General features: G+C 57.6%; 25 protein-coding genes. 11 read left to right on the forward strand and 14 right to left on the reverse strand.

Translation table 11 applies throughout. From position 1 onward, the window contains the following. Positions 1–89 precede the first annotated feature (89 nt). The 3 genes from EAW52_RS01780 to EAW52_RS01790 form a co-directional block, all read right to left on the reverse strand. Positions 90–1088 carry an LLM class flavin-dependent oxidoreductase gene (locus tag EAW52_RS01780; RefSeq protein WP_019366499.1) on the reverse strand — a complete coding sequence of 333 codons (999 nt, stop codon included), beginning with the start codon at positions 1086–1088 and terminating at the stop codon, positions 90–92. After that, a complete protein-coding gene (locus EAW52_RS01785) occupies positions 1085–1519 on the reverse strand; it encodes a helix-turn-helix domain-containing protein (protein ID WP_019366498.1) in 435 nt (144 codons plus the stop codon). The genes EAW52_RS01780 and EAW52_RS01785 overlap by 4 nt, the downstream gene beginning before the upstream one ends. Before the next feature lie 160 nt (positions 1520–1679). Next, entirely contained in the window at positions 1680–2660 is a 981-nt protein-coding gene (locus EAW52_RS01790) for an aldo/keto reductase (RefSeq protein ID WP_122041195.1), read from the reverse strand. Between the two features lie 196 nt (positions 2661–2856). On the opposite strand from EAW52_RS01790, the gene EAW52_RS01795 reads away from it, so the two are divergent. Further along, entirely contained in the window at positions 2857–3282 is a 426-nt protein-coding gene (locus tag EAW52_RS01795) for an OsmC family protein (RefSeq protein ID WP_010796368.1), read from the forward strand. Between the two features lie 3 nt (positions 3283–3285). On the opposite strand, the gene EAW52_RS25825 is transcribed toward EAW52_RS01795, so the two are convergent. The 3 genes from EAW52_RS25825 to hemF all read right to left on the reverse strand — a co-directional run bounded on the left by EAW52_RS25825 (position 3286) and on the right by hemF (position 5406). Further along, a complete protein-coding gene (locus EAW52_RS25825) occupies positions 3286–3444 on the reverse strand; it encodes a hypothetical protein (RefSeq protein WP_162997566.1) in 159 nt (52 codons plus the stop codon). 187 nt (positions 3445–3631) lie between these two features. Further along, the gene (gene aroE / locus EAW52_RS01800) at positions 3632–4456 is read right to left on the reverse strand and encodes a shikimate dehydrogenase (protein ID WP_122041196.1); all 825 of its coding nucleotides are present in this window, start codon (positions 4454–4456) and stop codon (positions 3632–3634) included. Positions 4457–4491: 35 nt separating this feature from the next. Beyond that, positions 4492–5406 (reverse strand): oxygen-dependent coproporphyrinogen oxidase, encoded by a 915-nt coding sequence (gene hemF, locus EAW52_RS01805; RefSeq protein ID WP_026004033.1) that lies wholly within the window; start codon positions 5404–5406, stop codon positions 4492–4494. A gap of 132 nt (positions 5407–5538) precedes the next feature. Between hemF and EAW52_RS01810 the strand changes: the two genes are divergently transcribed. Both EAW52_RS01810 and EAW52_RS01815 read left to right on the forward strand, forming a co-directional pair. Further along, positions 5539–6525 (forward strand): NADPH:quinone reductase, encoded by a 987-nt coding sequence (locus tag EAW52_RS01810; protein WP_122041197.1) that lies wholly within the window; start codon positions 5539–5541, stop codon positions 6523–6525. 70 nt (positions 6526–6595) lie between these two features. After that, positions 6596–10246 carry a PAS domain S-box protein gene (locus tag EAW52_RS01815; RefSeq protein WP_122041198.1) on the forward strand — a complete coding sequence of 1217 codons (3651 nt, stop codon included), beginning with the start codon at positions 6596–6598 and terminating at the stop codon, positions 10244–10246. 29 nt (positions 10247–10275) lie between these two features. Here the strand turns inward: EAW52_RS01815 and EAW52_RS01820 are convergent, their stop codons facing one another. The 3 genes from EAW52_RS01820 to EAW52_RS01830 are packed head-to-tail and all read right to left on the reverse strand — an operon-like array spanning position 10276 to position 13077. Continuing rightward, positions 10276–10830, reverse strand: coding sequence for an L-threonylcarbamoyladenylate synthase (locus tag EAW52_RS01820; RefSeq protein ID WP_010796363.1), 555 nt, complete (start codon positions 10828–10830; stop codon positions 10276–10278). Between the two features lie 51 nt (positions 10831–10881). Then, the gene (gene dprA, locus EAW52_RS01825) at positions 10882–11997 is read right to left on the reverse strand and encodes a DNA-processing protein DprA (RefSeq protein WP_122041199.1); all 1116 of its coding nucleotides are present in this window, start codon (positions 11995–11997) and stop codon (positions 10882–10884) included. A gap of 54 nt (positions 11998–12051) precedes the next feature. Then, positions 12052–13077 (reverse strand): LysM peptidoglycan-binding domain-containing protein, encoded by a 1026-nt coding sequence (locus EAW52_RS01830; protein ID WP_122041200.1) that lies wholly within the window; start codon positions 13075–13077, stop codon positions 12052–12054. Between the two features lie 143 nt (positions 13078–13220). On the opposite strand from EAW52_RS01830, the gene def reads away from it, so the two are divergent. The 4 genes from def to EAW52_RS01850 all read left to right on the forward strand — a co-directional run bounded on the left by def (position 13221) and on the right by EAW52_RS01850 (position 16432). Continuing rightward, positions 13221–13733, forward strand: a complete 513-nt coding sequence (def, locus tag EAW52_RS01835; protein WP_010796360.1) for a peptide deformylase — start codon at positions 13221–13223, stop codon at positions 13731–13733. Positions 13734–13856: 123 nt separating this feature from the next. After that, the gene (fmt, locus tag EAW52_RS01840) at positions 13857–14801 is read left to right on the forward strand and encodes a methionyl-tRNA formyltransferase (protein WP_122041201.1); all 945 of its coding nucleotides are present in this window, start codon (positions 13857–13859) and stop codon (positions 14799–14801) included. After that, a complete protein-coding gene (rsmB, locus tag EAW52_RS01845; protein WP_122041202.1) occupies positions 14798–16105 on the forward strand; it encodes a 16S rRNA (cytosine(967)-C(5))-methyltransferase RsmB in 1308 nt (435 codons plus the stop codon). The genes fmt and rsmB overlap by 4 nt, the downstream gene beginning before the upstream one ends. Positions 16106–16117: 12 nt before the next feature. Beyond that, positions 16118–16432, forward strand: a complete 315-nt coding sequence (locus EAW52_RS01850; RefSeq protein WP_122041203.1) for a tetratricopeptide repeat protein — start codon at positions 16118–16120, stop codon at positions 16430–16432. A 19-nt stretch (positions 16433–16451) separates the two neighbouring features. Here EAW52_RS01850 and EAW52_RS01855 read toward each other — a convergent pair whose 3' ends face one another. The 4 genes from EAW52_RS01855 to EAW52_RS01870 all read right to left on the reverse strand — a co-directional run bounded on the left by EAW52_RS01855 (position 16452) and on the right by EAW52_RS01870 (position 19699). Continuing rightward, positions 16452–16712, reverse strand: a complete 261-nt coding sequence (locus EAW52_RS01855) for a PilZ domain-containing protein (RefSeq protein WP_122041204.1) — start codon at positions 16710–16712, stop codon at positions 16452–16454. A gap of 34 nt (positions 16713–16746) precedes the next feature. Next, entirely contained in the window at positions 16747–18066 is a 1320-nt protein-coding gene (locus EAW52_RS01860) for an Nramp family divalent metal transporter (RefSeq protein ID WP_019366487.1), read from the reverse strand. Positions 18067–18186: 120 nt separating this feature from the next. Further along, positions 18187–19074 carry a lysophospholipid acyltransferase gene (locus EAW52_RS01865; RefSeq protein ID WP_122044697.1) on the reverse strand — a complete coding sequence of 296 codons (888 nt, stop codon included), beginning with the start codon at positions 19072–19074 and terminating at the stop codon, positions 18187–18189. Positions 19075–19129: 55 nt separating this feature from the next. Continuing rightward, entirely contained in the window at positions 19130–19699 is a 570-nt protein-coding gene (locus EAW52_RS01870; RefSeq protein ID WP_122041205.1) for a DNA-3-methyladenine glycosylase I, read from the reverse strand. Positions 19700–19801: 102 nt separating this feature from the next. Here EAW52_RS01870 and glyQ point away from each other — a divergent pair, with 102 nt between their 5' ends. From glyQ to EAW52_RS01890, 4 genes are read left to right on the forward strand one after another with little or no spacing between them, the layout of a single operon-like run. Continuing rightward, complete coding sequence (glyQ, locus tag EAW52_RS01875; RefSeq protein ID WP_026004032.1) at positions 19802–20752, forward strand: glycine--tRNA ligase subunit alpha; 951 nt, start codon at positions 19802–19804, stop codon at positions 20750–20752. Beyond that, positions 20749–22803 (forward strand): glycine--tRNA ligase subunit beta, encoded by a 2055-nt coding sequence (glyS, locus tag EAW52_RS01880; RefSeq protein ID WP_122041206.1) that lies wholly within the window; start codon positions 20749–20751, stop codon positions 22801–22803. Before glyQ ends, glyS begins: the two co-directional genes overlap by 4 nt. Positions 22804–22808: 5 nt before the next feature. Then, a complete protein-coding gene (gmhB, locus tag EAW52_RS01885; RefSeq protein WP_122041207.1) occupies positions 22809–23345 on the forward strand; it encodes a D-glycero-beta-D-manno-heptose 1,7-bisphosphate 7-phosphatase in 537 nt (178 codons plus the stop codon). Positions 23346–23348: 3 nt separating this feature from the next. Beyond that, positions 23349–24122 carry a 1-acyl-sn-glycerol-3-phosphate acyltransferase gene (locus tag EAW52_RS01890; RefSeq protein WP_122041208.1) on the forward strand — a complete coding sequence of 258 codons (774 nt, stop codon included), beginning with the start codon at positions 23349–23351 and terminating at the stop codon, positions 24120–24122. Positions 24123–24178: 56 nt separating this feature from the next. On the opposite strand, the gene EAW52_RS01895 is transcribed toward EAW52_RS01890, so the two are convergent. Further along, positions 24179–24736: a GNAT family N-acetyltransferase gene (locus tag EAW52_RS01895; RefSeq protein WP_122041209.1), complete on the reverse strand. Its 558-nt coding sequence runs from the start codon at positions 24734–24736 to the stop codon at positions 24179–24181. Positions 24737–24865 lie beyond the last annotated feature (129 nt).

Below are 24865 nucleotides of genomic sequence, written 5' to 3' on the forward strand. Positions count from 1 at the left end.
TAGCCTATTGATATCTCTTTGGGATGCACTGATATCAGCTTTATTAATTTTAGTGTTAATAAAAAGGGCGCTGTAGCGCCCTTTTTATATCAGCCTTTAAGTTCGGCCAGAATCTGATACGACCTGAGTCGATCAGCATGTTCATACACGTCGCAGGTGAAAATCAATTCATCGGCATCGGTCTTCTCAAGCAGCAAATCGACCCGCTCGCGTACCTTGTCCGGCCCACCAATAATCGCCATGCCCAGCATGTTCAGCACAGCGTCTTTTTCATGGGGCAACCACTCAGGGCTCATGTTTCGAACCGGCGGGCGAAGCACCAGGCTTTGGCCACGCATCAATGCCAGGACGCGCTGATAAACCGTGCTGGCCAGGTAATTGGCTTCCTCGTCGCTGTCTGCTGCAACCAGCGGAACACCCAGCATGACATAGGGCTTGTCCAGCACCTCGGAAGGGCGGAAGTTTTCACGGTACAGACGAATCGCTTCATGCATATAGCGTGGCGCAAAATGGGATGCAAAGGCATACGGCAAACCTTTGGCAGCCGCTAGCTGAGCACTGAACAGGCTCGATCCCAACAGCCAGATCGGTATGTTGCTATCGACACCCGGCACGGCGATTACCCGCTGTTCTTCCTGTCGTGGACCCAGGAAGTACTGCAGCTCCTCTACGTCGGAAGGGAAGTCATCGGCGCTTCCCAAACGATCGCGACGCAGCGCATGGGCGGTCATCTGATCGGACCCAGGCGCACGACCAAGCCCCAGATCGATACGGCCCGGATACAGAGCATCCAGCGTGCCGAACTGCTCGGCCACAACAAGAGGGGCATGGTTAGGCAGCATGATGCCACCGGAGCCGATGCGGATCGTGGATGTACCACCCGCCAGGTATCCGAGCAGAACGGCCGTGGCCGAGCTGGCGATACCGTCCATGTTGTGATGCTCAGCGACCCAGAATCGGTTATAGCCCAGCCGCTCCGCATGGCGAGCAAGGTCGAGTGAATTGTGCAGAGCCTGGGCGGCGTTGCCATCGTCCCGTACCGGCGCCAAGTCCAGAACGGAAATGGCAGTGTCTTTGAGTTGAGTCATGCAGAAGTCTCCTCGTTAGCCGCGGCAGGCTCTTCAATTTGCCGCTGCCGCACGGCCAGATCGTAGGTATCGCGCGCCTGCTGAATGATCGGCTGCGATTGAGCGGCCCAATCGGCCAAGGCTCTGATGGGAATAACCAGGCTTTGCCCGATCCCGGTCAGGGCGTATTCCACCTGGGGCGGCGTTGAGGGAATGACCGTTCGGGTAATCAATCCATCGCGCTCCAGGTTGCGCAACGTGACGGTCAGCATTCGTTGGGAAATGCCATCGATCTGACGCTTGAGTTCATTGAAACGCAGTGGTCCGCTGTCCAGCTTGAAAACAGCCAGTACCGACCAGGCATCGCCTACACGGTCCAGCACATCACGGATAGGGCAGTCGTGGTTTTTCAGTCGGCGGCGCCCGGTAGCGGACTTGTTCGAATCGTCCATGGCAACCTCGCTGAGCGTGATTACATCAAGAAACTCACTCTACGCCTTTAAGGCAGTTATTAAAAGTAACCTGGCTCTTTTTAGTGACTATGAAACCGATAGGGTGAGGTAATGGCGCGGTAGGTCCGGTACGACAGGTGTCGTACCGGAAAGACCGTGATCAGGCAAAACCGACCACACCATGAGGGACGTAAGGTTCCTCAAGGCGGGCGATCTCTTCGGCGGTCAGGTTGAGCGAGAGGGCGGCCACAGCGTCTCCGAGGTGCTGCGGTTTGGACGCACCAATGATGGGTGCACTGATGCCCGGTTTTTGCACAACCCAGGCCAGTGCCACTTGTGCACGCGGTACGCCACGCTCGTTAGCAATCTCGGCCACACGCTCAACCACACGGCGGTCGGCATCGGCCGTATTGGCATACAGGCTCTTGCCAAACTCGTCACTCTCAACGCGTGCGCTGCTGGTATCCCAATCTCGGGTCAGCCTTCCACGCGCCATGGGGCTCCAGGGAATCACCCCAATACCCTCATCACGGCAGAGCGGCAGCATTTCGCGCTCTTCTTCGCGATACAGCAGGTTCACATAATTCTGCATGGTGACGAAACGGGTCCAACCATTTCGATCCGCCACATGCAGAGCCTTGGCGAATTGCCAGGCGTACATGCTGGAGGCACCGATATGCAGCGCCTTACCCGCCTTCACCACATCGTGCAGCGCTTCCATGGTTTCTTCGATGGGCGTTTCATAATCCCAGCGGTGGATCTGGTACAGGTCCACGTAGTCAGTGCCCAAGCGCTTGAGGCTGGCATCGATACTGGCAAAGATCGCCTTACGTGACAGGCCGCCCACGTTGGGCTTGTTGCGCATCGGAAAATAGACCTTGGTGGCCAGCACAATCTCGTCACGCTGGGCAAAGTCCTTTAGCGCCCGACCGACGATTTCCTCACTGGTACCATCAGAATAGGCGTTGGCGGTATCAAAGAAGTTAATGCCCATGTCGAGGGCTTTCTTGAGTAGCGGGCGACTCTCTTCTTCACCCATCGTCCATGGATGATTACCACGTTCAGGCACGCCGTAGGTCATACAGCCCAGGCACAGCGGAGAAATTTTCAGGCCCGTAGACCCGAGGTTCTTATAGTCCATGACGACTCCTTGAAATGAATCAGACCGGAGAAAAGGCAGGTCATAGGCTGACCACAACCCTGGCCATTTGCTCCGGCCTTTTTACCTTACCCTGATGAACACCACCTGTACGCCTTACGTTTCGCCGCACCCTCCAACGAACTTTGCCCAGCATCCGATTTCACATATAACTCGAGTCATCCACAGGAGAGGAACCATGAAAAAGACAGCATCTGCTGTATGGCAAGGTGGTTTGAAGGACGGTAAAGGTACGATTTCCACAGGCAGCGGCGCGCTGAAGGAAAATCCCTACGGTTTCAACACTCGCTTCGAAGACCAGCCCGGCACTAACCCTGAGGAGCTGATTGGCGCAGCGCATGCGGGCTGCTTCTCCATGGCCTTTTCCATGATGCTGGGGATGGAGAACTTCACAGCCGAGCGTATCGAAACCAAGGCAGTGGTTACGCTCGATAAAGTAGGCGAAGGCTTCGAAATCACGACGATTGATTTGACCATGTCGGCCAAAATCCCAGGCATTGACAACGACCAATTCCAGGCCATCGCCAACAAGGCGAAGGAAGGCTGCCCGGTCTCTAAGGTACTGAACGCCAAGATCAGCCTGGATGCCACATTGCTGAACTGATATTCAACTCAGTGCCTGGCTACGCTGCCGGGCACTGGTTGCCGCAAATACCTTCCAGCGTCCTTCTTCAAGCGTAGATAAAGACAACATGAAGTCTGTGGATATATCTTCAATTATGCACAGGAGTTGAAGCTTATCCACATGCGCTATGGCAAACTCCATTGCTACTTCGTCTTAATACGCCTGTCTTTTGCCTTCAAGCCATAAATCCTGTCAGTCAAAAAAGGCCTGCTGCAATATCCATTTTCAGCGTGGATAATGTTCGGATCGTTTTGTACAGGCATTACTTATCCACATGCGTCAGCAGCAGGTCTCTTAATAAAGCTATCCAGAGGACGCAATGCTCTAATCAGGACGCCGCTAGCTGCTGTCTGAGTTCATGCAATACCGGGCCGCTCTCCGGCCGTATGCCGCGCCAAAGGTAAAATGCTTCGGCAGCCTGCTCAACCAGCATACCCAGACCATCCAGGGCTTGTACTGCGCCGTGTGTGGTTGACCAACAACAGAAGGGCGTTGGCTCCTTGCTGTACATCATGTCGTAAGTAACGGTTACCCCAGCGCGGACCAGGGCAGGGGTGATAGGGGGAACATCGCCGGAAAGGCTGGCAGCAGTGCCATTGACGATCAGGTCGAACGGCTCCGCCTCAAGGTTGAACGCTGCCGCCTCGATCATTCCCAGCACTGCAAATTCACGCGCCAGTTGTATGGCCTTGCTCTCGGTCCGATTGGCAATGACCAGAGCGGCAGGCCGCTCCGCCAGGATAGGCTCCAACACGCCACGTACGGCACCACCAGCGCCCAGGATGAGGATACGCTTGCCAGTCAGGGACAGGCCTGCATTGACCGTCAGATCACGAACCAGTCCGGCACCGTCAGTGTTGTCGCCCAGAAAGGTCCCGTCTTTCCGCTTCTTTAGCGTATTGACCGCACCGGCACGTCGGGCACGCTCAGTCAGCTCATCGGCAAATCGAAAGGCATCCTCTTTGAACGGGACCGTCACATTAGCGCCTGCCGCATTGGCAAAAAACTCACGCGCGCTGCGCTCGAACTCGCCAAGCGGCGCAAGCCAGGTGTCGTAGCGCATGGCCTGTCCTGTCTGCTCGGCAAAGCGGCTATGAATGGCAGGCGACTTGCTATGGGCGACAGGGTTGCCAATGACGGCATAACGGTCCATGGAATGTCCTTGAAGCAAAGATCAATGGGTCGGTATCAGGTATCAGCCAACCAGTCACGGTCGGTCAGGAAGTACTCGGTCAAACGAGCCTCTTCGCTACCGGGCGCCGGCTTCCAGTCATATCCCCAACGCACGATGGGTGGCAGGGACATCAGGATCGACTCGGTACGGCCTCCCGATTGCAGACCGAACAGGGTGCCGCGGTCATAGACCAGGTTGAACTCCACGTAGCGGCCGCGACGATAGGCCTGGAACTCGCGCTGTGCTTCGGTAAAAGGCTCGTTCCGACGACGCTGTACAATCGGCAGGTAGGCGTTCAGGTAGGCATCGCCAATAGCCCGCAGAAAGGCAAAGCTGGTCTCGAAGTCCCACTCGTTCAGATCATCGAAGAACAGGCCACCGATTCCACGCGGCTCGTTGCGATGCTTGATCTGGAAGTAACGATCACACCAGGCTTTGTAACGCGGGTAGACGTCTTCACCGAATGGTACACAGGCATCCCGTGCCACCCGGTGCCAGTGGATACAGTCTTCCTCGTTACCATAATAAGGCGTCAGATCCAGACCGCCGCCAAACCACCAGACCGGTTCTTCACCGTCTTTTTCAGCGATGAAGAAACGCACATTGGCGTGGGAGGTGGGTACATTCGGGTTTTCAGGGTGGATCACCAGCGAGACGCCCATGGCCTCGAAACTACGACCTGCCAGCTCAGGACGATGGGCGCTGGCCGAAGGCGGCATGCTGTCGCCGTGGACATGAGAAAAGTTCACACCGCCTTTTTCGATGACGGCACCTTCACCAATCACACGCGTACGACCACCGCCGCCGGTAGGGCGTGTCCAGGCCTCCTCCATGAACCGGGCATGACCATCCTCCGCTTCCAAGGACTGGCAGATGCGATCCTGTAGATCGAGCAGGTATGCCTTTACGGCTTCGATTCGGTCTTTCACGGTCATCACCTGGAGTAGGGCAGGGTAAAGAAAGTCCTGAATCATACCACCGGAGGGTGCTTTGCCGGTTGACGCAGGCCTCTGCAAGGGATTGGATTAAGGTTCAGCCACTATTCTTACAAGGAAATCCCCATGGCAAAACGTATCCAGTTCAGCCGCACCGGCGGCCCGGAAGTGCTCGAATATGTCGATTTCACACCTGCCGAACCAGGGCCGAACGAGGTACGTGTCCGCAATGAGGCCATCGGACTCAATTTTATCGATACCTACTACCGGGGCGGCCTGTATCCCCTTGGTACTTTGCCATCCGGGCTGGGCAGTGAAGGCGCAGGGATCGTCGAATCCATCGGCAGTGGCGTAACGCGGTTCAAGGTTGGAGATCGGGTTGCCTATGCCACCGGCCCGCTGGGCGCCTATGCCGAGGTCCACACCCTGCCGGAGCGTAATCTGGTTCACCTGCCAGCAAGCGTCAGCTTTGAGCAAGCGGCAGCGGTCATGCTCAAGGGGCTGACCGTCCAGTACCTGCTGCGCCAGACCTATCGTGTCGAAGCGGGCGAAACCATCCTGTTTCATGCCGCTGCGGGCGGCGTCGGCTCCCTGGCCTGTCAGTGGGCAAAATCGCTGGGTGTGCGCGTGATCGGCACTGTGGGCTCTGCGGCCAAGGCCGAGCATGCCCGTCGCCTGGGCGCCTGGGAGACAATCAATTACAAGGAAGAGGATATCGCCAAGCGAGTCCTTGAGCTGACCAATGGCAGGAAGTGTCCGGTCGTTTATGACAGTGTCGGCAAGGATACCTGGGAGGCGTCGCTGGACTGCATCTCACCGCGTGGCCTGATGGTCAGTTTTGGAAATTCGTCTGGCGCTGTGACAGGGGTCAACCTGGCGATCTTGAACCAGAAAGGCTCGCTGTTTGTCACACGTCCGTCCCTGGCAGGCTATGCCGATACGCCAGAACGGCTGCAATCCATGGCAGACGAACTCTTCGGCCTGGTCGCCAACGGTACGCTCAAGATCGAGATCAACCAACGCTACCCGTTATCCGAAGCCGCCCAGGCGCAACGTGCTCTGGCAGGCCGCGAAACAACGGGGTCAACCGTTCTGATCCTGGAACGGTCATAATTGCAGGAAAGGAGGCTAGCCTGGCTTGCCTCCTCCGTAGTACCGCTGATTTGGAGCCTGTGTCGATCGTATGCCTCATCAAGCCCTCCTCGCTGCGATCCTCGACAGCGCTACGGATTACGCCATCATTACCACGGACCTGGACGGGCGACTGACCAGCTGGAATGCCGGTGCCCAGACGCTGTTCGGCTGGAGCGAGGCCGAGGCGGTCGGGAAGACTGTAGAGTTCCTGCTCAACGCCGAAGACCTCATCGGTCCCATTCTTCATCAGGAACGGCAAACGGCCCGAGCGAAAGGTCATGTGAACAGCCAGCGCTGGTATGTACGCCGCGACGGCACGCAGTTCTGGGGAAGTGCGCGAACCGTACCGCTCATGAAAAACGACCTTCATCTCGGCTTTCTGCTGACCCTGCGGGATCGAACCCAATCCCTGCATACCGAGCGCGACCGCGATCATCTGACTGACACGCTCAGCCGCCGCGTGACCCAGCTCAAGGCATTGGCCGAAGCAACGCGGGCGATTACCTCGGCGCCCGACATGAAAACCACCGTGGACGCCATTACCGAGCAGGCCCGCCTGATCGTTGGGGCTCACCAATCCGTAGTCAGCATGACCCAGGGTGAAGACTGGAGCCAATCCATCACCAGCGTGTCGCTTTCCGAGAAATACGCGAAGTGGCGCCATCTCGACGCCCTGCCCAGCGGCGGTGGCATCTATGCCATGGTCTGCGAGACCAATCAGCCCGTGCGCATGACCCAGGCCGAGTTGGAAGCGCATACGCGCTGGAAGAACTTTGGCACCTATGTCAATGAACATCCACCCATGCGCGGTTGGCTGGCGGTCCCGTTGATCAGCCATCAGGGCACCAATCTGGGTCTGATCCAGCTTTCGGATAAGTTCACAGGTGAGTTCGATGAGGCGGACGAAGCCATTGTGGTGCAGTTGGCGCAGTTCGCGTCGGTCGCTATCGAAAAGGCCAGGACACAGGATCAACTTCACCAGAGCCAAGCCCGGCTACAACTCGAAAGTGGCTTGCTGACCAGCGTCCTGGAGCAGGCCCCTCTGGGTATCTCCATCTCCGAAGCGGGCACCGGGCGCTCGTTGATGCTGAACAAGCAGATTCAGAACCAACTTGGCATTACACCGGGCGGGGAGAGTCTGCATCGCTACAAGCATCTGGGAGCGGTTCATCCTGATGGCCGACCCTACGCCATTGAGGACTACCCGACGGTACGAGCGCTTTCCTCTGGAAATCCCATACCACCGGAGCCCATGATCTATCGGCGCGCGGACGGGACCGTTCGCACATTTGAAGTTTCCAGCGCGCCCGTGCGTAATTCCGAAGGCGAGGTCATCGCCTCGGTGACTGTTTCCATCGATATCGAAGATCGGCTTCAGGCCGAAGCCACCCTGCAGGACCGTACCAACCGCCTGTTCACGTTGATCAACCAGGCTGCGGTCGGTATCTGCCAGACGGACCTCAACGGCACGATTGTGCTCGTCAATGCACGCTATTGCGATATTCTCGGGCGCTCCGAAGAAGAGTTGATCGGCAGCAATGTCGATGCACTGACGCATCCGTCAGATCGCAAGACCAGCAAGGTGCTGACCCAACAGATGTTCAAGACGGGGGAGTCCTATCTGGTCGACAAGCGCTATATGCGGCCGGATGGCTCCCATGTCTGGACCAGCCTGCACGTCTCGCTGGCCCACGATGCGGAGGGCATGCCTCAGTATGTCAGTGCCGTGGTTGTGGACATTACCCAGCGCAAGCAGGCCGAAGCGTCGCTGCACCTGTCCAACCAGCGGTTCCGCGCCGCAGTCGATGCGGTTCAGGGGGTGCTGTGGACCAACAACGCCAAGGGCCGCATGATTGGAGAACAGCCCGCCTGGAGTGCCCTGACGGGTCAGACGTATGAGGAATACCAAGGCACGGGCTGGACCCGCGCGCTGCATCCCGAAGATGCGCCTCGCTCGCTCAAGCGGTGGCGTGCTGCTCTACGTGGACGTAAGACCTTTCACGACGAACAGCGCGTGCGTTGCCAGAACGGCAAATGGCGGATCTTCTCAGTTAGGGCCATTCCGGTTCTCGAAGAGGGCGTTATTGTCGAATGGGTAGGCGTGCACACCGACATCACCGAGATTCGCCAGGTCGAGCAGCGTTTGCGCCAACTGAACGAAACCCTGGAGCAACGGGTTGCCGAACGAACCGCCGAACGCGACCGCACCTGGGCACTGTCTGACGATCTCTTGGGTGTGTTCGCGCGTGAGCGCTGGCAAAGCCTGAACCCGGCCTGGACGCGCCAGCTGGGCTGGCCCCAATCGGAGCTGCTGGCATTTGAGCCTTCCCGACTCGAGTATCCCGACGATCCATCGCCCACACAGCATTTTCGACAGCTCCCGATCGGCGAGACGATCAATGGCCTTCGCAGCCGCTACCGAGCCCGCTCAGGCGAATGGCATTGGATCGATTGGAAGGCCACGGCCGACAAGGATGGACAGGTTTATGTCTTTGCGCGGGATGTCACAGCTGAAGTAGAGGCGGCGGTCATGCTCAAGCAGACCGAGGAAGCCCTACGCCAGTCTCAGAAGATGGAAGCGGTCGGGCAACTCACCGGCGGTATTGCCCATGACTTTAATAACCTGCTGACTGGCATTATTGGTTCGCTTGAAATCATGAAGCGCCGAATTGGCAGCCAGCAGCTTCAAGGGCTGGAGCGCTACATGGAGGCCGCGAGTGTCTCGGCTCATCGTGCTGCCACATTGACGCAGCGCCTGCTGGCCTTTGCTCGTCGTCAGACACTCGATCCTCAACCCATCGATCTGAATGCCCTCGTCACTTCCCTGGAAGATCTGGTCCGGCGAACCCTCGGCGAGCACATCGAAATCATCACCCAACTGCATCCCCATCTCTGGCATGCCTTGTCGGATACCAACCAGCTGGAAAACGCCCTATTGAACCTGGTCATCAACGCGCGCGATGCAATGCCTGACGGGGGCACCTTGGTACTCAAGACAGGCCATTTTTTCAATGAGGCAACCCATCCGCTGGAAGATCTGAATCCAGGTCACTACGTCACGCTAACGGTACGGGACAGCGGGACCGGCATGAGTCCGGAGGTCGTAGCCAAGGCCTTCGACCCGTTCTTTACTACCAAGCCCATCGGGCAGGGCACAGGCCTGGGTCTGTCGATGATCTATGGTTTCGTCAAACAGTCCGGCGGCCATGTCACCTTGCAAAGCGAAGTAGGGCAAGGCACAACGATTACCCTGTATTTCCCCCGTGCACTTCAAGCCGAGTCTCTGGATCAAGAGGAAGTCGAAGCAGTCGTAGCACCAGGAAACGGCGAGTCTATTCTGGTCGTGGGTGATGACTCGGCCGTTCGCCTGCTCGTGGTCGAAGTACTCAATGAGTTGGGGTACGCGGCCCAGGATACTCACCATGCACATGAGGCCCTGGCTATCCTGGAATCCGAAGCGCCGGTGGATCTACTGATTACCGATGTAGGGCTACCCGGCATGAGCGGTACGCAACTGGCCGAGCGGGCACGAGCGTCACGTCCGACATTGAAGATTCTCTTCATGACCGGCTATGCGGGCGAAGCCGTCCAGCCCAAGGGTAGTCTGACTGAAGGTACCGACATAATCGGCAAGCCTTTCCTGATCGATGAGCTGGCCAACCGGGTCCGTCATATGCTTGTTGACGAACCCCAGAGCTGACCATTTAGCCATAGAGGTCAGCTCTACTATCAGGGACGAAAGACCTGACCTGTTTCCAGATCGCGGATAACGCTGGGGCTTCTGCGACCACCCAGCGCACCGCCCAGCACGGCGTCCAGCTCTCCGGAAAAATACTGCTCAACCTTAAGCCGTGAACGGGCGGCCGGACGTCCCGCCGGGTTGGCGGAGGTAGAAATGATTGGGCCGCTCAAGGCACACAGTTCACGCACCAGAGGGTGGTCAGTCACACGCAACGCTACCGTTTGATGCACACCCGTCACCCAGCCCGGCAAGCGGTTCTGGTGCGGCACCAGCCAAGTATTGGGCCCCGGCCATGTGCTCGACAGTTTGTCCTTCCATTCCTTGGGCAGATCATGCAGCAGGAAATCGAACTGCCTGATGTTGTCGGCCACTACAATCAAACCTTTTTCCAGCGGGCGCTGCTTGATACGCAGCAACCGATAGACCGCAGCCGCATCCCAGGGATCACATCCCAGGCCCCAGACTGCCTCGGTCGGGTAGGCGATTACACCGCCGTGACGTATGACGTGAGCAGCATATTGAACGCGCCAGCAGCTGAGCATCGGTTCACTCCTGTCCATAAAAAGATCACGAGTTTAACCGAGACTGACCCGTCACGCTCGATAGACCCAAAGTCCATTTTCACGGGCCACACGGCCATCCAGCTCAAGCTCCGTCAGCTCAGCCAGCAAATGAGAAACCTCGTAACCGCTGAGCTGGGCAAGCGTCTCGCTGTTCTGGGGGGAAGCCCTCAGCACGTCCAGCAAAGGATGCGTTTCACGTGGAACATCTGCTGGTTCAGGCTCATTCATCAACGGCAGGGACGACTGTCCAAACGGTGCCTGCCAGCCTCTGAGCGATTCCAGAATATGTTCGATACTCTCGACCAGTTGCGCTCCCTCACGGACCAGCTGATGGCAGCCACGTGCGCCTGGATGATGAATCGAGCCGGGAATGGCAAACACTTCACGTCCTTGCTCTGCTGCCAGCCGCGCTGTGATCAGGGAGCCGCTCGAAGGACTCGCCTCAACCACCAGTACACCGAGTGAAAGCCCGCTGATAATACGGTTACGCCGCGGAAAGTTGGCGGCGTTGGGTGCTGCATCCAAGGGTAACTCTGACACCAGCGCGCCACCGTGCTCAACGATACGACGAGCAAGGCTGATATGGCGACGAGGATAGAGTCGCTCAAGTCCTGTGCCCAATACAGCAATCGTAGCGCCGCTGGCTTCCAGCGCACCTTCGTGAGCTGCACCATCGACACCGAGCGCAAGGCCACTGGTTACGCAGAAACCTGCCGCCGCAAGGCTTCTGGAAAACCGGCGAGCGTTATCGAGCCCATAAGCACTTGCCTGGCGGCTGCCGACCAGGGCGAGCTGGGGCCTCTCCAGCAGTTCCACGGCTCCCGCTAAATAGAGCAGAGGCGGCGCCCCCTTGGTTTCGGCCAGTAGTGCGGAATAGCGGGGATCATCCCAACACACCACATGGTGATGTTCACCTTCTAGCCAGGCGAGAGCATGGGCTGCACGTTCACGGGTTTCAGCGGTACGGCGGGCGTCTGCGCAAACGCCCGGAATACCCAATGCCTGCCAGGCGGAAGCCGGCGCACTGAGCGCTGCCGAAGCACTGCCAAAGGCATGAATCAGATGGTGAAAGCGGCGCGGACCAATCTCAGGGAGGTTATGCAGACGCAGGCGGGCTTCAAGCTCCGCCGGAGAAGAAAACGACATACGATCATCCTTGATCGTGGCGCACCCCTTGAAAGGCTGCGCCAGTGTGACTATTTAGGGGTTACGGACCTTGTCCAGAACCGAGAGCTGACGAGTCGCATTCAGGACCAGGCCATAGCTGAGCTTGTCATAGGTGCGAAAGATCATCAGCAGACCAGAGCGCTCGTCGGGCACCTTGACGTTATCACCTGTTACCCGGTCGCGTACGGTTTCGCCGGTCTTGTAGACAGCCAGTACGTTGCCTTCGACCAACCCGTCGCGCATACCCTTGTTGATGATGACCACATCGAACTGGCCGATCTGGGTAACACCACGCGGAACATCAAGAATGATTCCGTTGATGTCCCTGTCGGGTGCACTGGGCATAAAGGTCGAGTTGACGACACGCTGCTCGGTGGGGAAAAGGCGATCGCCCAGGCGAACCTCTTCATTGGAGCGGCTGAGCACCAGCGTGGTCATGTCGCCTTCAGAAGTCACCTTGTCGCCGCTACCGATATAATCGGCGTTTATGCCCAGAAATTCTTCGGTCTGGGGATCTTTATACGCTTTTCCCTGCCGATAAATACTGTAGGCAGGCTGGTCCTCGGTGAAGTGGCCACGTGCGTAGACTCGATCACCGGCGCCACTGACAACACGCTCGGCATTGCCGGCCACGATATAGGGGGCGTTCCTGAATTGATTGGCATCATCGATCACACGGTTCGACAGCAGGAAGCTGTTGATGGCCTCCAGCGGAATCGTCGGTATCGCTTCGGTAATCGGTGTCGACCGGATGGTAGGCGACAGTTTGATCGTGCCGCGGGACTCGCCACGGTTGAGCATCAGCCGAGGCTGCCCGTCCACGTAGACAAGACTCAGTCTATCGCCGGGATAGATCAAATGCGGGTTTTCGACCTGTGGGTTGGCATGCCATATTTCTGGCCACTGCCAGGGCTTGCTCAAAAACTTGCCGGAAATATCCCAAAGGGTATCGCCGCGCACCACCGTGTAACTGTCTGGATGCCCTTGGCGCAGCTGTACGTCGGCCTGCACCCAACTGCTAGCCGCCACCAGCAACAGGGCGAACAACGATTTCCTCATCCGGTGAATCCCTTTACTATGTGCAATATGCAAAAAAACCCTGAGGGAATGCCCCAATCACTCCCTGGCGGGGCTGTTAAATCAACGCTGCTGCATCTTAGCAGTGCCTTTCGAATTTATTCCACACGTGCTTCACACACATCATGGCCCTTTTAAATATCCTAGAATTCCCTGATCCCCGCTTGCGTACTATCGCCAAGCCGGTTGCGGAGGTGGACGATGCCCTTCGTCAGGTGATCGATGACATGTTCGAAACCATGTACGAAGCACCTGGCATAGGATTGGCCGCTACCCAAGTCAATGTTCACAAGCAGCTGATCGTCATCGATATCAGTGAAGACAAGAGTCAGCCGCTCGTGTTCATCAACCCCAAACTGGAACCCCTGACCCAGGATCTGGGCGAGTACCAGGAAGGCTGCCTGTCCGTGCCGGGCTTCTACGAGAAAGTAGAGCGGCCCGAGCGCGTCAAGGTGAATGCCCTTGATCGTAACGGCGAGCCGTTCGAGATGATCTGTGAAGGTCTGCTGGCTGTGTGCATCCAGCATGAGGTCGACCACCTCAACGGTAAGCTGTTTGTGGACTATCTGTCCTCGCTCAAGCGTGACCGCATCAAGAAAAAGCTGGAAAAGCAGCACCGTATCCAGCAGAACGCCTGATCGCTCTGAAAAGGCCTGCAGCAGCAGGCCTTTTTCATTCTGGTGCCAAGACCTCTATCCTATGCAAGACTCGTCTTTATAGTAGCGAGCAGTTGCTGCCTTGTACTGATCCATGAGAGCCCCATGACTCAACCGTTGCGTATTGTCTTTGCTGGTACACCAGAATTTGCCGCCCGCCATCTGCATGCCTTGTTAAGGGTAGGCTACTCGATAGCCGCCGTGTATACACAACCTGACCGCCCAGCCGGACGAGGGCAGAAACTGGCGATGAGTCCCGTCAAGCAGCTGGCGGAATCTCACAATATTCCGGTGTATCAACCTCAGACGCTACGCAACGCTGATGCACAGGCAGAGCTTGCAGCCCTTAAGCCTGATCTTCTGATCGTCGTAGCCTATGGGTTGATTCTGCCTCAAGCTGTCCTGGATATTCCGCGCCTGGGCTGCATTAACAGCCATGCCTCGCTATTGCCTCGCTGGCGAGGGGCTGCGCCAATTCAACGTGCCATCGAAGCGGGCGATACCGAAACGGGCGTCACGGTCATGCGGATGGAAGCGGGCCTGGATACCGGTCCCATGCTGAGCAAGGTAAGCACACCGATTACCGCCGAGGACACCGGTGGCAGCTTACATGATCGTCTCGCCTTACTCGGCGCAGAAGCGGTTGTCGAAGCCATTCCTGCGCTGGCAGCCGGTACGTTGCCAGACAAACTGCAAGATGATGCCTTGGCAACCTATGCTCATAAGCTTAATAAGGAAGAAGCCAAGCTGGACTGGAGTCGTCCTGCTGTCGATCTGGAACGGCTGATTCGTGCCTTCAACCCATGGCCGTTATGCCACAGCACCTTGGCGGGAGAGGGCGTGAAAATCTACGCAGCAACAGTAGTAGACGGTAACGGACAGCCAGGTGAGATTCTGGAGGCCAGCCGTGAAGGCTTACGGGTTGCCTGTGGTGAAGGCGCGTTGCTGTTAACGCGTATACAGTTTCCTGGCGGTAAACCGCTTACGTTTGCTGACTTGTTCAATGCCCGCCGTGAGCGCTTTGCCGAAGGTCAGGTACTTGGCTTATGAGTCTTAATCCCCGTCTTGCTGCGGCTCGGGCACTGGCTGCCGTGCTGGCAGGCCGCGCCTCGCTGGGTAGCAGCCTGCCAGCCCAACAGGACAAGGTTGATCCGCGAGATCGGGCGCTGGTGCAGGAGTTGGCTTTTGGCACGGCGCGTTGGCAACCCCGGTTGGCTCTGCTAGCCGAGAAGCTGTTGCAAAAACCGTTCAAGGCAGCTGATCGCGACGTGGAAGCGCTGCTGCTGGTTGGTCTGTATCAGCTTTTTTACACCCGCGTGCCTGCCCATGCAGCTTTAGGTGAAACAGTAGGCTGCGCGGACAAGCTTAAAAAACCTTGGGCAAAAAGCCTGCTCAATGCAGTGCTGCGCCGTGCCCAGCGCGAAGGCGAAGATCTGCTGGCAGGTCTTGAGCGTGATCCGGCTGCCCGGCTGTCGCATCCGCGCTGGCTACAGAAAGAACTCAAGGCCCGCTGGCCGGAGCAGTGGGAGGCGATCTGCCACGCCAACAATTTGCATCCGCCGCTTATGCTGCGGGTAAACCATCGCCTGGGAACGCGCGATGCCTACCTGGCTGAACTGGTCGCCGCCGGTATCGAGGCCGAAGCCTGCGCCTACAGCGAGGACGGTATTCGCCTGGTGGTCGCTCAGGACGTTAAAACCCTGCCGGGCTTTGCCGAGGGACGCGTCAGCGTTCAGGATGAAGCTGCGCAGCTGTCAGCCCTGCTGTTGGAGCTGGCCCCAGGTCAACGTGTCCTGGATGCCTGCTGCGCACCGGGCGGCAAGACGTGCCATATCCTTGAGCGGGAAGAGCGGCTGGCAGAGGTTGTGGCGATCGACGCGGAAGCATCGCGCCTGGTACGTGTGCGTGAAAACCTTAGCCGCCTCAATCTCTCTGCCAACCTGATCGCTGCCGATGGCCGTGCGGTGGACAGCTGGTGGGACGGCAAACCGTTCCAGCGCATCCTGTTGGATGCACCCTGTTCAGCCACTGGAGTTATCCGTCGTCATCCCGACATCAAGCTCACCCGCAAACCCGAAGATATCCCAGCCTTGGCCCAACTGCAGGCCGAACTCCTGGATGCACTCTGGCCTACGCTGGAGGTGGGAGGCATTCTGCTGTACGCCACGTGCTCGGTAATGCCGGTCGAAAATACCGACAACATCGGCGCGTTTCTAGCCCGAACACCGGGTGCTCGAGAGTTGGATATTCCAGCCCCTTGGGGAATCAAACAGCCCCACGGCCGGCAGTTACTTCCCCAGGAAAATGGCCATGACGGGTTCTACTACGCCAAGCTGATCAAGATCGCCAAATAAGAGGAAATGCCCATGCTCGAATCATTGGAAAACATGCTAGCCAAAGGCATGGATAACCCCATGTTGCGTTTCGGGCTGGGCAAGGGCTATCTGGATGCCGGAAATGCCACGCAGGCCGCTATACATCTTCAACGCTGCGTAGAGCAGGATGCCACTTATTCGGCCGCCTGGAAGCTGCTCGGCAAGGCCCTGGAACAGCAGGGAGACAGTGAAGGTGCCCGCGCGGCCTGGCAGTCAGGCCTGACTGCTGCGCAGACCAAGGGCGATAAGCAGTCGGAAAAGGAAATGACGGTTTTCCTGAAGCGCCTGGGCAAGAAGAAGGGCTAAGCCAACGCAGGGCTTACCCTCATAGAAAGCGAAAGCCTGCACCGAGCGCATCCACACGCATCAACTCCATGTCGACAACAGGTGCCTCGATGGGCAGGTCCAGCACCTGTCCCTGTACCCGCGTTCCCACAGGCCACTCCGTCAGCATCTCGTGCTGCACATAGACGCCACCGTCGGAAAGATCACGCGTCTGGCAGATCAGCTCGCCAAACTCCGGGTGCGTAATGCGCAACCGGCACTTCATGGCTACACGGGGGTGGCGTCTCTGATTGATACCCATCAGGCTCTCCTACTTACTGCTTTTCTGTCTGTCATCAGAATAACCACTGCACCAGAAGCCACAGGTTGGCGAGACTGATGATACCGAACAGAAACCAGGCCAGCAGCTTGGTATAGGTGCGATTAGCAAAAGGGCCCATGAGTTTCGTATCGCTCGTCATGCGAATGAGCGGGTAGAGCGCAAAGGGAAGCTGCAGACTCAGGACAACCTGACTCAGCACCAATAGCTTGCCCACGGAACCCTCACCCAGCCACCACACGCCAATCAGCGCCGGGACCAGGGCCATGGCGCGTGTGGCCAATCGCTGCTGCCAGCAGGGAATCTTGAGTTGCAGATACCCTTCTAGGATGACCTGTCCGGCTACCGTCCCGGTAAAGGTCGAGCTTTGTCCCGAAGCCAGCAGCGCCACACCAAACAGAATGCTGGCGAGCGCACCGCCAACCAGCGGATCGAGCAGGTGGTACGCATCCTGAATCTCGACCACATCCGTATGGCCGGTACGATGGAATGCCGAAGCGGCCAGAATCAGGATCGCCGCATTGATCAGCAGGGCCAGTGCCAGCGAGCCGATGGTATCGAAACGCGCCAGCCGAATGGCCTCCAGTCGGCTGGCCTGATCCTTGGCCACCAGACGTGTCTGCACCACCGAAGAATGCAGGTAAAGATTGTGCGGCATGACGGTCGCGCCCAGGATGCCGATCGCCAGATACAAGGGCTCCTGATGAGCGATCGCCTCCCAGGACGGTACGAAGCCTTTCGCCACGTCGGGCCAGAATGGATTGACCAGCATCAGCTCGATAAAGAAGCAGATACCAATCGTGGCGGCCAGCCCCAGCATGATAGCTTCCAACTGACGGAACCCCCGACGCTGCAAGCTCAGGATCAACAAGGTATCGAAAGCCGTCAGGATGATCCCCGTGGTTAGCGAGCACCCAAGCAGCAGATGAAATGCCAACGCGCATCCCAGCACCTCTGCCAGATCGGTGGCGATGATGGATATCTGTGCCAATGCCCAGTGCGTCTTGGCTGTCCGCGGGCTGTATCGCTCGCGAGAGAGCTGCGCCAGATCGCGGCCAGTGGCAAGCCCCAGACGCGCACATAGGCACTGAACCACCATGCCGGCCAGGCTGGCCAGCAACACCACAAACAAGAGGCTGTAGCCAAAGCGGGAGCCTGCCTCGATGGCGGTCGCCCAGTTGCCAGGATCCATGTAACCGATCGAGACCAGAAGACCCGGACCTGCAAACTGGAAAGCCTTGCGCCAGAAGGGGGCACCGGGCGTGACAGTCACCGACCCACTGACCTCGGAGGGACAGAAGGGTGCTGTAGCAATTTTGGGAATTGAGAATTTCACCTGCTGCTCTCGATCAGTAAGACGGTTTGCCTGTATCAAGGCCTGGTCTGAACCCGAACAGACCAGGCATCACACTTGGCTGGATATGAATGATTGACCACACAAATGCATGGAATACGCTCAGTACCAGCGAGGCTCGCCATCCGGGCGGTTCTTGAAGCGCTTCATGCTCCACATGTATTGCGTAGGATAGGTACTGACGTAACGCTCCAGCGCCTTGCTCATGGCGGCCACGGACACTTCCGGATCCTTGTCATACATTTCCGGTGGAGCAGCCTCGAGAATCACCTTGTAGCCACTGCCATCCGGCAGGCGCACCGCATGGAAGAACACCCCCCGCGCCTTACCCTTGGCCAACAGCGACGGCACAAATTTGCTGGTCAGCGCCGTAGTGCCGAGGAAGGGCACGAACAGCCCCGCACTTCGGCTGGGCTCGGGATCGGCCGGAATACCCACAGCGCCGCCCCGACGCACCTCCTTGATCACACTGATGATGCCTTCCGGGGTAGAAGGTGCCACACGGTTGCCCAGTTGAACCCGCTGTTTCTTCAGGAGCTCATCCACTGCTTTCAGCTTGGGCGGACGGTAGAAAATGATCGGCTTGGCATGGGAGCAATAAAAGTGGTTGAGCAACTCCCAGTTACCCAGATGGCTGGTAATGCCCACCAGGCCATCGCCTGAAGCCAATGCCTCCTGCAGCACGTCCATGCCTTCCACTTCACGAATCAGCTTGAGCGAGCGCTCTGCTGGCCAGATCCAGGCACAGGCGCTTTCGGTCAGGGTCTTGCCGATACCAGCCAGGCACTCCTTGGAGAAGTGCTCCAGCGCTTCGCCCTCAAGCTCTGGATAACAATGGGCCAGATTGATGCGGGTCACCTTGCCGGCACGTGTCGGCAGTTTCCACATGCACCAGCCAATGAAGGAGCCCAGCCGCTGAACCATGGACCAAGGCAATAGGGCCAACAGACGCAAAAAGCCGACAATCAGCGCGCCTTTGAGCTTTTCCAAGAGCAACTCCCACAAGCATAAAATCCACTATTGTACTGCCGCACGCCGGGGCTGATCAGCCTTTCGGCATCTGATCACCACACAACACGGCGTAACGGTCGCAGTCCGTCGTGTGATCCATCACTAGCCCGGCGGCCTGCATATAGGCATAACAGATGGTCGGGCCGACAAACGTGAAGCCTGCCTTCCTGAGCGCCTTGCTCATGGCCTCGGCCTCAGGCGTGATGGCAGGGACCTCGCTGCGATCGCGGAAATGGTTGATCTTTGGCTCACCACCGACGAACGACCAGAGAAACGTCACCGGATCCTCCAGGCGCAGCCACGCCTGGGCGTTTTGCCGGGCAGCCTTGAGCTTCATCCGGTTGCGAATGATGCCTGCATCCTGCATGCGTATCTCAATCTCCTCATTTGTCATGGCCGCCAGTCGCCCAGGGTCGAAACCGAACAGCACCTCACGATAGCGGGCGCGTTTTTTCAGAATCGTGATCCACGATAATCCCGCCTGGAAGCCTTCTAGCACCAGCAACTCGAACAGCCGCTGCGGATCTTTCAGCGGTATTCCCCACTCCTGATCGTGGTAAGCGATATACAGCGGATCGTCAGTACACCAGTAGCAACGCGGCATGAGGGCTCCCTAATGGTCAGAACAGGCTGTTCACCTAAATATCATCCGAGTCTAATCGGTTATACTGCCTGACTTTTACCGTCTCCAGCACAGGTGAACGCCGTGACTTCGACTCCACCCGCCGTGCGCACCTTCCAGGATCTGATCCTCGCCCTGCAAAACTACTGGGCGGAGCAGGGCTGCGTTGTTTTGCAGCCCTATGACATGGAAGTCGGCGCCGGTACGTTCCATACCGCCACGTTCCTTCGCGCCATCGGCCCGGAAACCTGGAATGCCGCCTACGTACAACCCAGCCGCCGTCCAACCGACGGTCGCTACGGCGAAAACCCCAACCGCCTGCAGCACTACTACCAATTCCAGGTAGTCCTGAAGCCCAACCCGGAAAACTTCCAGGAGCTTTACCTCGGCTCCCTGAAGGCCATCGGCCTTGACCCGCTCGTCCATGACATCCGCTTCGTGGAAGACAACTGGGAATCGCCTACCCTGGGTGCCTGGGGTCTGGGTTGGGAAGTCTGGCTGAACGGCATGGAAGTTACCCAATTCACGTACTTCCAGCAGGCCGGTGGCATCGAGTGCTATCCGGTGACCGGTGAGATTACCTATGGCCTGGAACGTCTGGCCATGTACCTGCAGGGCGTCGACTCGGTCTATGACCTGATCTGGACTGATGGTCCATTCGGTACCGTGACCTATGGCGATGTGTTCCACCAGAACGAAGTGGAACAGTCCACCTACAACTTCGAACATGCCAATGTGCCCAAGCTGTTCGAGCTGTTCGACTTTTATGAGTCGGAAGCCAATCGCCTGCTTGAGCTCGAATTGCCATTGCCGACCTATGAAATGGTGCTGAAGGCCTCGCATACCTTCAACCTGCTGGACGCCCGTCGCGCTATCTCCGTAACCGAGCGCCAGCGCTATATCCTGCGCGTCCGTACTCTGGCCCGCGCCGTGGCACACAGCTACCTCAAGGCCCGTGCACGCCTTGGCTTCCCCATGGCCACGCCCGAATTGCGTGACGAAGTACTCGCCAAACTCAAGGAGGCCGAACAATGAGCGCCCAGGATTTCCTCGTCGAACTTGGCACCGAAGAGCTGCCACCCAAGGCCTTGAAGAACCTGGGCGAAGCCTTCCTGGCCGGTATCGAGAAAGGGCTCAAGGCGGCCGGGCTGAACTACACCGGCGCCCGCTATTACGCTGCACCGCGCCGTTTGGCCGTACTGGTCAATCAGCTGGATGAGCAGCAACCCGATCGCAGCGTCAATCTGGACGGCCCGCCGGTCAAGGCAGCCTTTGATGCCGACGGCAACCCTACACAGGCGGCGCTGGGTTTCGCCCGCAAGTGCGGCGTGGATATCAGCGAAATCGACCGTAGCGGTCCGAAGCTTCGTTTCTCCCAGACAATTCAGGGTCAACCAGCCGGCACCCTGTTGCCCGGGATTGTCGAAGCTTCCCTGAGTGAACTGCCTATTCCCAAGCGCATGCGCTGGGCCGCCCGTCGTGAAGAATTTGTTCGTCCAACCCAATGGCTGGTCATGCTGTTTGGCAATAACGTACTGGATTGCGAAATCCTGGCCCAGAAAGCCGGCCGCGAATCCCGTGGTCACCGCTTCCATAGCCCAGGCAGCGTAAACATCACGGCTCCTGCCAACTATGCTGAAGACCTTCGCGCAGCCTATGTGCTGGCCGATTTTGCCGAACGTCGCGCGTTGATCGAGCGCCGCGTCAATGAACTGGCCGCCGAACAGCAGGGCAATGCCGTTGTGCCGGCGGATCTGCTGGATGAAGTGACCGCGCTGGTCGAATGGCCGGTACCACTGGTGTGCTCGTTTGAGGAACGTTTCCTCGAGGTTCCCCAGGAAGCACTGATCGCTACCATGCAGGACAACCAGAAGTACTTCTGCCTGCTGGACGCCAACGGCAAGCTTCTGCCGCGCTTCATCACGGTGGCAAACGTCGAAAGCAAGGACCCAATCCAGATCGTTTCTGGAAATGAGAAGGTTGTTCGCCCGCGTCTGACCGATGCCGAATTCTTTTTTAAACAGGATAAGAAGCAGCCGCTGGAGCACTTCAACGAGCGATTGAAGAATGTGGTCTTCCAGGCTCAACTTGGCACTGTCTATGAGAAGTCCGAGCGTGTTTCCCAGCTGGCGGCATACATCGCCGAACAACTGGGCAGCGACGTAGAAAAAGCAGCACGTGCAGGCATCCTGGCCAAGTGCGATCTGGCTACCGAAATGGTAGGTGAATTCCCTGAAATGCAGGGCGTCGCCGGCTATTACTATGCACTGCATGGCGGTGAAGCCGAAGACGTTGCGCACGCGTTGAACGAACAATACATGCCCCGCGGTGCAGGAGCTGAATTGCCTCGTACCGCTACAGGCGCCGCTGTTGCATTGGCAGACAAGTTCGATACCTTGGTTGGTATCTTCGGCATCGGCATGCTGCCCACCGGTAGCAAGGACCCGTTCGCCCTGCGCCGTCAGGCCCTGGGTGTGCTGCGCATCCTGATCGAAAAACAGCTGGACCTCAGTATTCCGGCTGCGATCGACAAGGCCATCGAACTGTACGGTGATAAGGTCAAAGCGGGCGATCTGGCTCAGCAGGTACAGGATTTCATCTTTGACCGCCTGCGCGCGCGCTATGAGGATGAAGGCGTTGCCGCTGAAGTCTATCTGTCTGTACGCGCCCTGAAACCCAACTCGGCACTTGACTTTGATCAGCGAGTGCAGGCCGTTCAGGCTTTCCGTGGCTTGCCGGAAGCCGCTTCGCTGGCAGCGGCCAACAAGCGTGTATCCAACCTTCTAGGCAAGGCCGAAGGCATGGTACTGGCCCAGGTCGATGCCAAGCTCTTCGAACACGATGCCGAGCGGGTATTGCTCGAAGCAATCACTGATGCCGAGCAGAACGTCGAGCCGCTGTCGCTGGCACGTAACTACCGCGAAGCACTCAACCGCCTGGCAAGTCTGCGTGAACCGGTCGATAGCTTCTTTGATCAGGTACTGGTAAACGCTGAAGACGAGCATATCCGCGCAAACCGCTACGCGCTCCTGGCACGTCTACGGGCGCTGTTCCTGGGCATTGCCGATATCTCGTTGCTGGGTTGATCGATATGAAGCTGATCGTGCTGGACCGGGATGGCGTCATCAATCAGGATTCCGACGCGTTTGTTAAATCGGTCGAGGAATGGATTCCGATCTCGGGCAGTATCGAAGCCATGGCCCGATTGAGCCAAGCCGGCTGGAAGGTGGCGATTGCCACCAACCAGTCCGGTATTTCGCGCGGGCTGTTCGATGGCGAGACACTGGAGGCCATGCACGCAAAGCTCAGGCAGCTGGTGAGCGGGCAGGGCGGCCATGTCGATCTGATCGTTCACTGCGCCCACGGCCCGGATGACGGCTGTGACTGTCGCAAGCCAAGCCCGGGTATGTTCCGCCAGGTGGCACAGCATTACGGCATGACCGACCTGACCGGGGTTCCTGTGGTCGGCGACAGCCTGCGTGATCTGACTGCTGGTATTGCCGTGGGCTGTACGCCTTACCTTGTGAAAACAGGGAAGGGTGAGCGAACCTTGCAGAAGCCGCTCCCGGAAGGAACACAGGTCTTTCCCGATCTGGCGGCTGTTGTACAACATCTCCTACAGGACTAATCCATGCGCGTCCTGCGTACTGTGATCTTCTATATTCTCCTTGGCACCAGCGGTATCATCTGGTCGTGCGTATCCCTGCTGGTCGCTCCGCTGCTTTCCTATCGAGCGCGCTATCGCTTTATCGTCAAGGCCTGGACGGGTTTTGCCGTTTGGCTGGCCAAGGTGGTTTGCGGTATCCGTTATGAGATTTCAGGGCTTGAGAATATTCCCAAGACACCCTGCATCATTATTGCCAACCACCAGAGCACCTGGGAAACCTTTTTCCTGTCTGCCCTGTTTGAACCCACCTCGCAGGTAATCAAGCGCGAGTTGCTCAAGGTACCGTTCTTCGGCTGGGCTTTTGCTTTGCTCAAGCCAATCGCTATCGATAGAAACAATGGCAAGGTTGCCCTTCAGCAGATTACCGAACAAGGCGGACGCTACATCAAGCAAGGCTGCTGGGTACTGATTTTTCCCCAAGGTACTCGTGTATCGCCGGGAGAGACTGGCAAGTTTTCTCGCGGTGGCGCTGCGCTGGCTTGTGCATTGAACGTGCCGGTACTGCCTATCGCTCACAACGCTGGTGAATACTGGCCAAACAAGAGCTGGGTCAAGCGTCCCGGCACCATCAAAGTGATTATTGGTCCGGCCCTATCGCCCAATGGCTCTGATCCCCGTGCGATTGTAGACCTCAATACCCGTAGTCAGTTCTTTATCGATCAAGCGCTGGCCTCTATATCCCCTGTGCATAACTCAGTGTTGACTGACCCTCCAGTCAGGCCCGCCACTAATAGTTGATCAGGTCAAAAAACAAAACCCGGGATAACCGGGTTTTTTTATGCACAGATGAAACATTATACAGCGGTCTGTTTCCATTCCTTTCGAAGCAAGCCATACATCATCACATCCTCGAATTGCTCTGCCTTGTGCATATCTTCGCGCCGGCACCCTTCATAGCTCATACCTAGCTTTTCCAGCACTCTGATAGATGCGCGATTTCGCTTGAAGCACTCGCCGAAGATCCGATTGAGTCCAAGCGTAGTAAAACCATATTCAATTACCGCCCTTGCTGCCTCGCTGCAGTAGCCCTGATTCCAGTGGGCTTTGCCTATCCAGTAAGCCAAGCCAGCTTTTTGATGAGGAGAGCGAAAACCGCTCAGGCTTATCGTTCCAATCAACGCAGCATGTTCTTGAAGCACAACGGCCAGATTAAGGCTTCGTCCTTCCATAAACCAACGTTCATGATTGGAGATCCAGTGCTCTGCCAGTTCAAGGGTATAAGGCGAGGGCAGCGTCCCGGTCATGGAAGCAATATCGGGATTGTCAGCCAGCAGATAATGAAAAGGCGCATCGGCAGGGACATACGGCCTTAGCTGCAAACGATGTGTTTTCAACAAGGGAAGAGAAGACATGTGTTAACTCGACTGTGTATATCTTTGAGATATACACAAGCTGTGTTACCAGCAGATTTCCAACACAGCTGTGGAAAATCAACGCATTGCATTGGTGCTGTTAAAGTTAACCACAATAAAAAAGGCCAA

The sequence above is a fragment of the Pseudomonas sp. LTJR-52 genome (genome assembly GCF_003691465.1).
In the GTDB taxonomy this organism is placed as follows: Bacteria; Pseudomonadota; Gammaproteobacteria; order Pseudomonadales; family Pseudomonadaceae; genus Chryseomonas; species Chryseomonas luteola.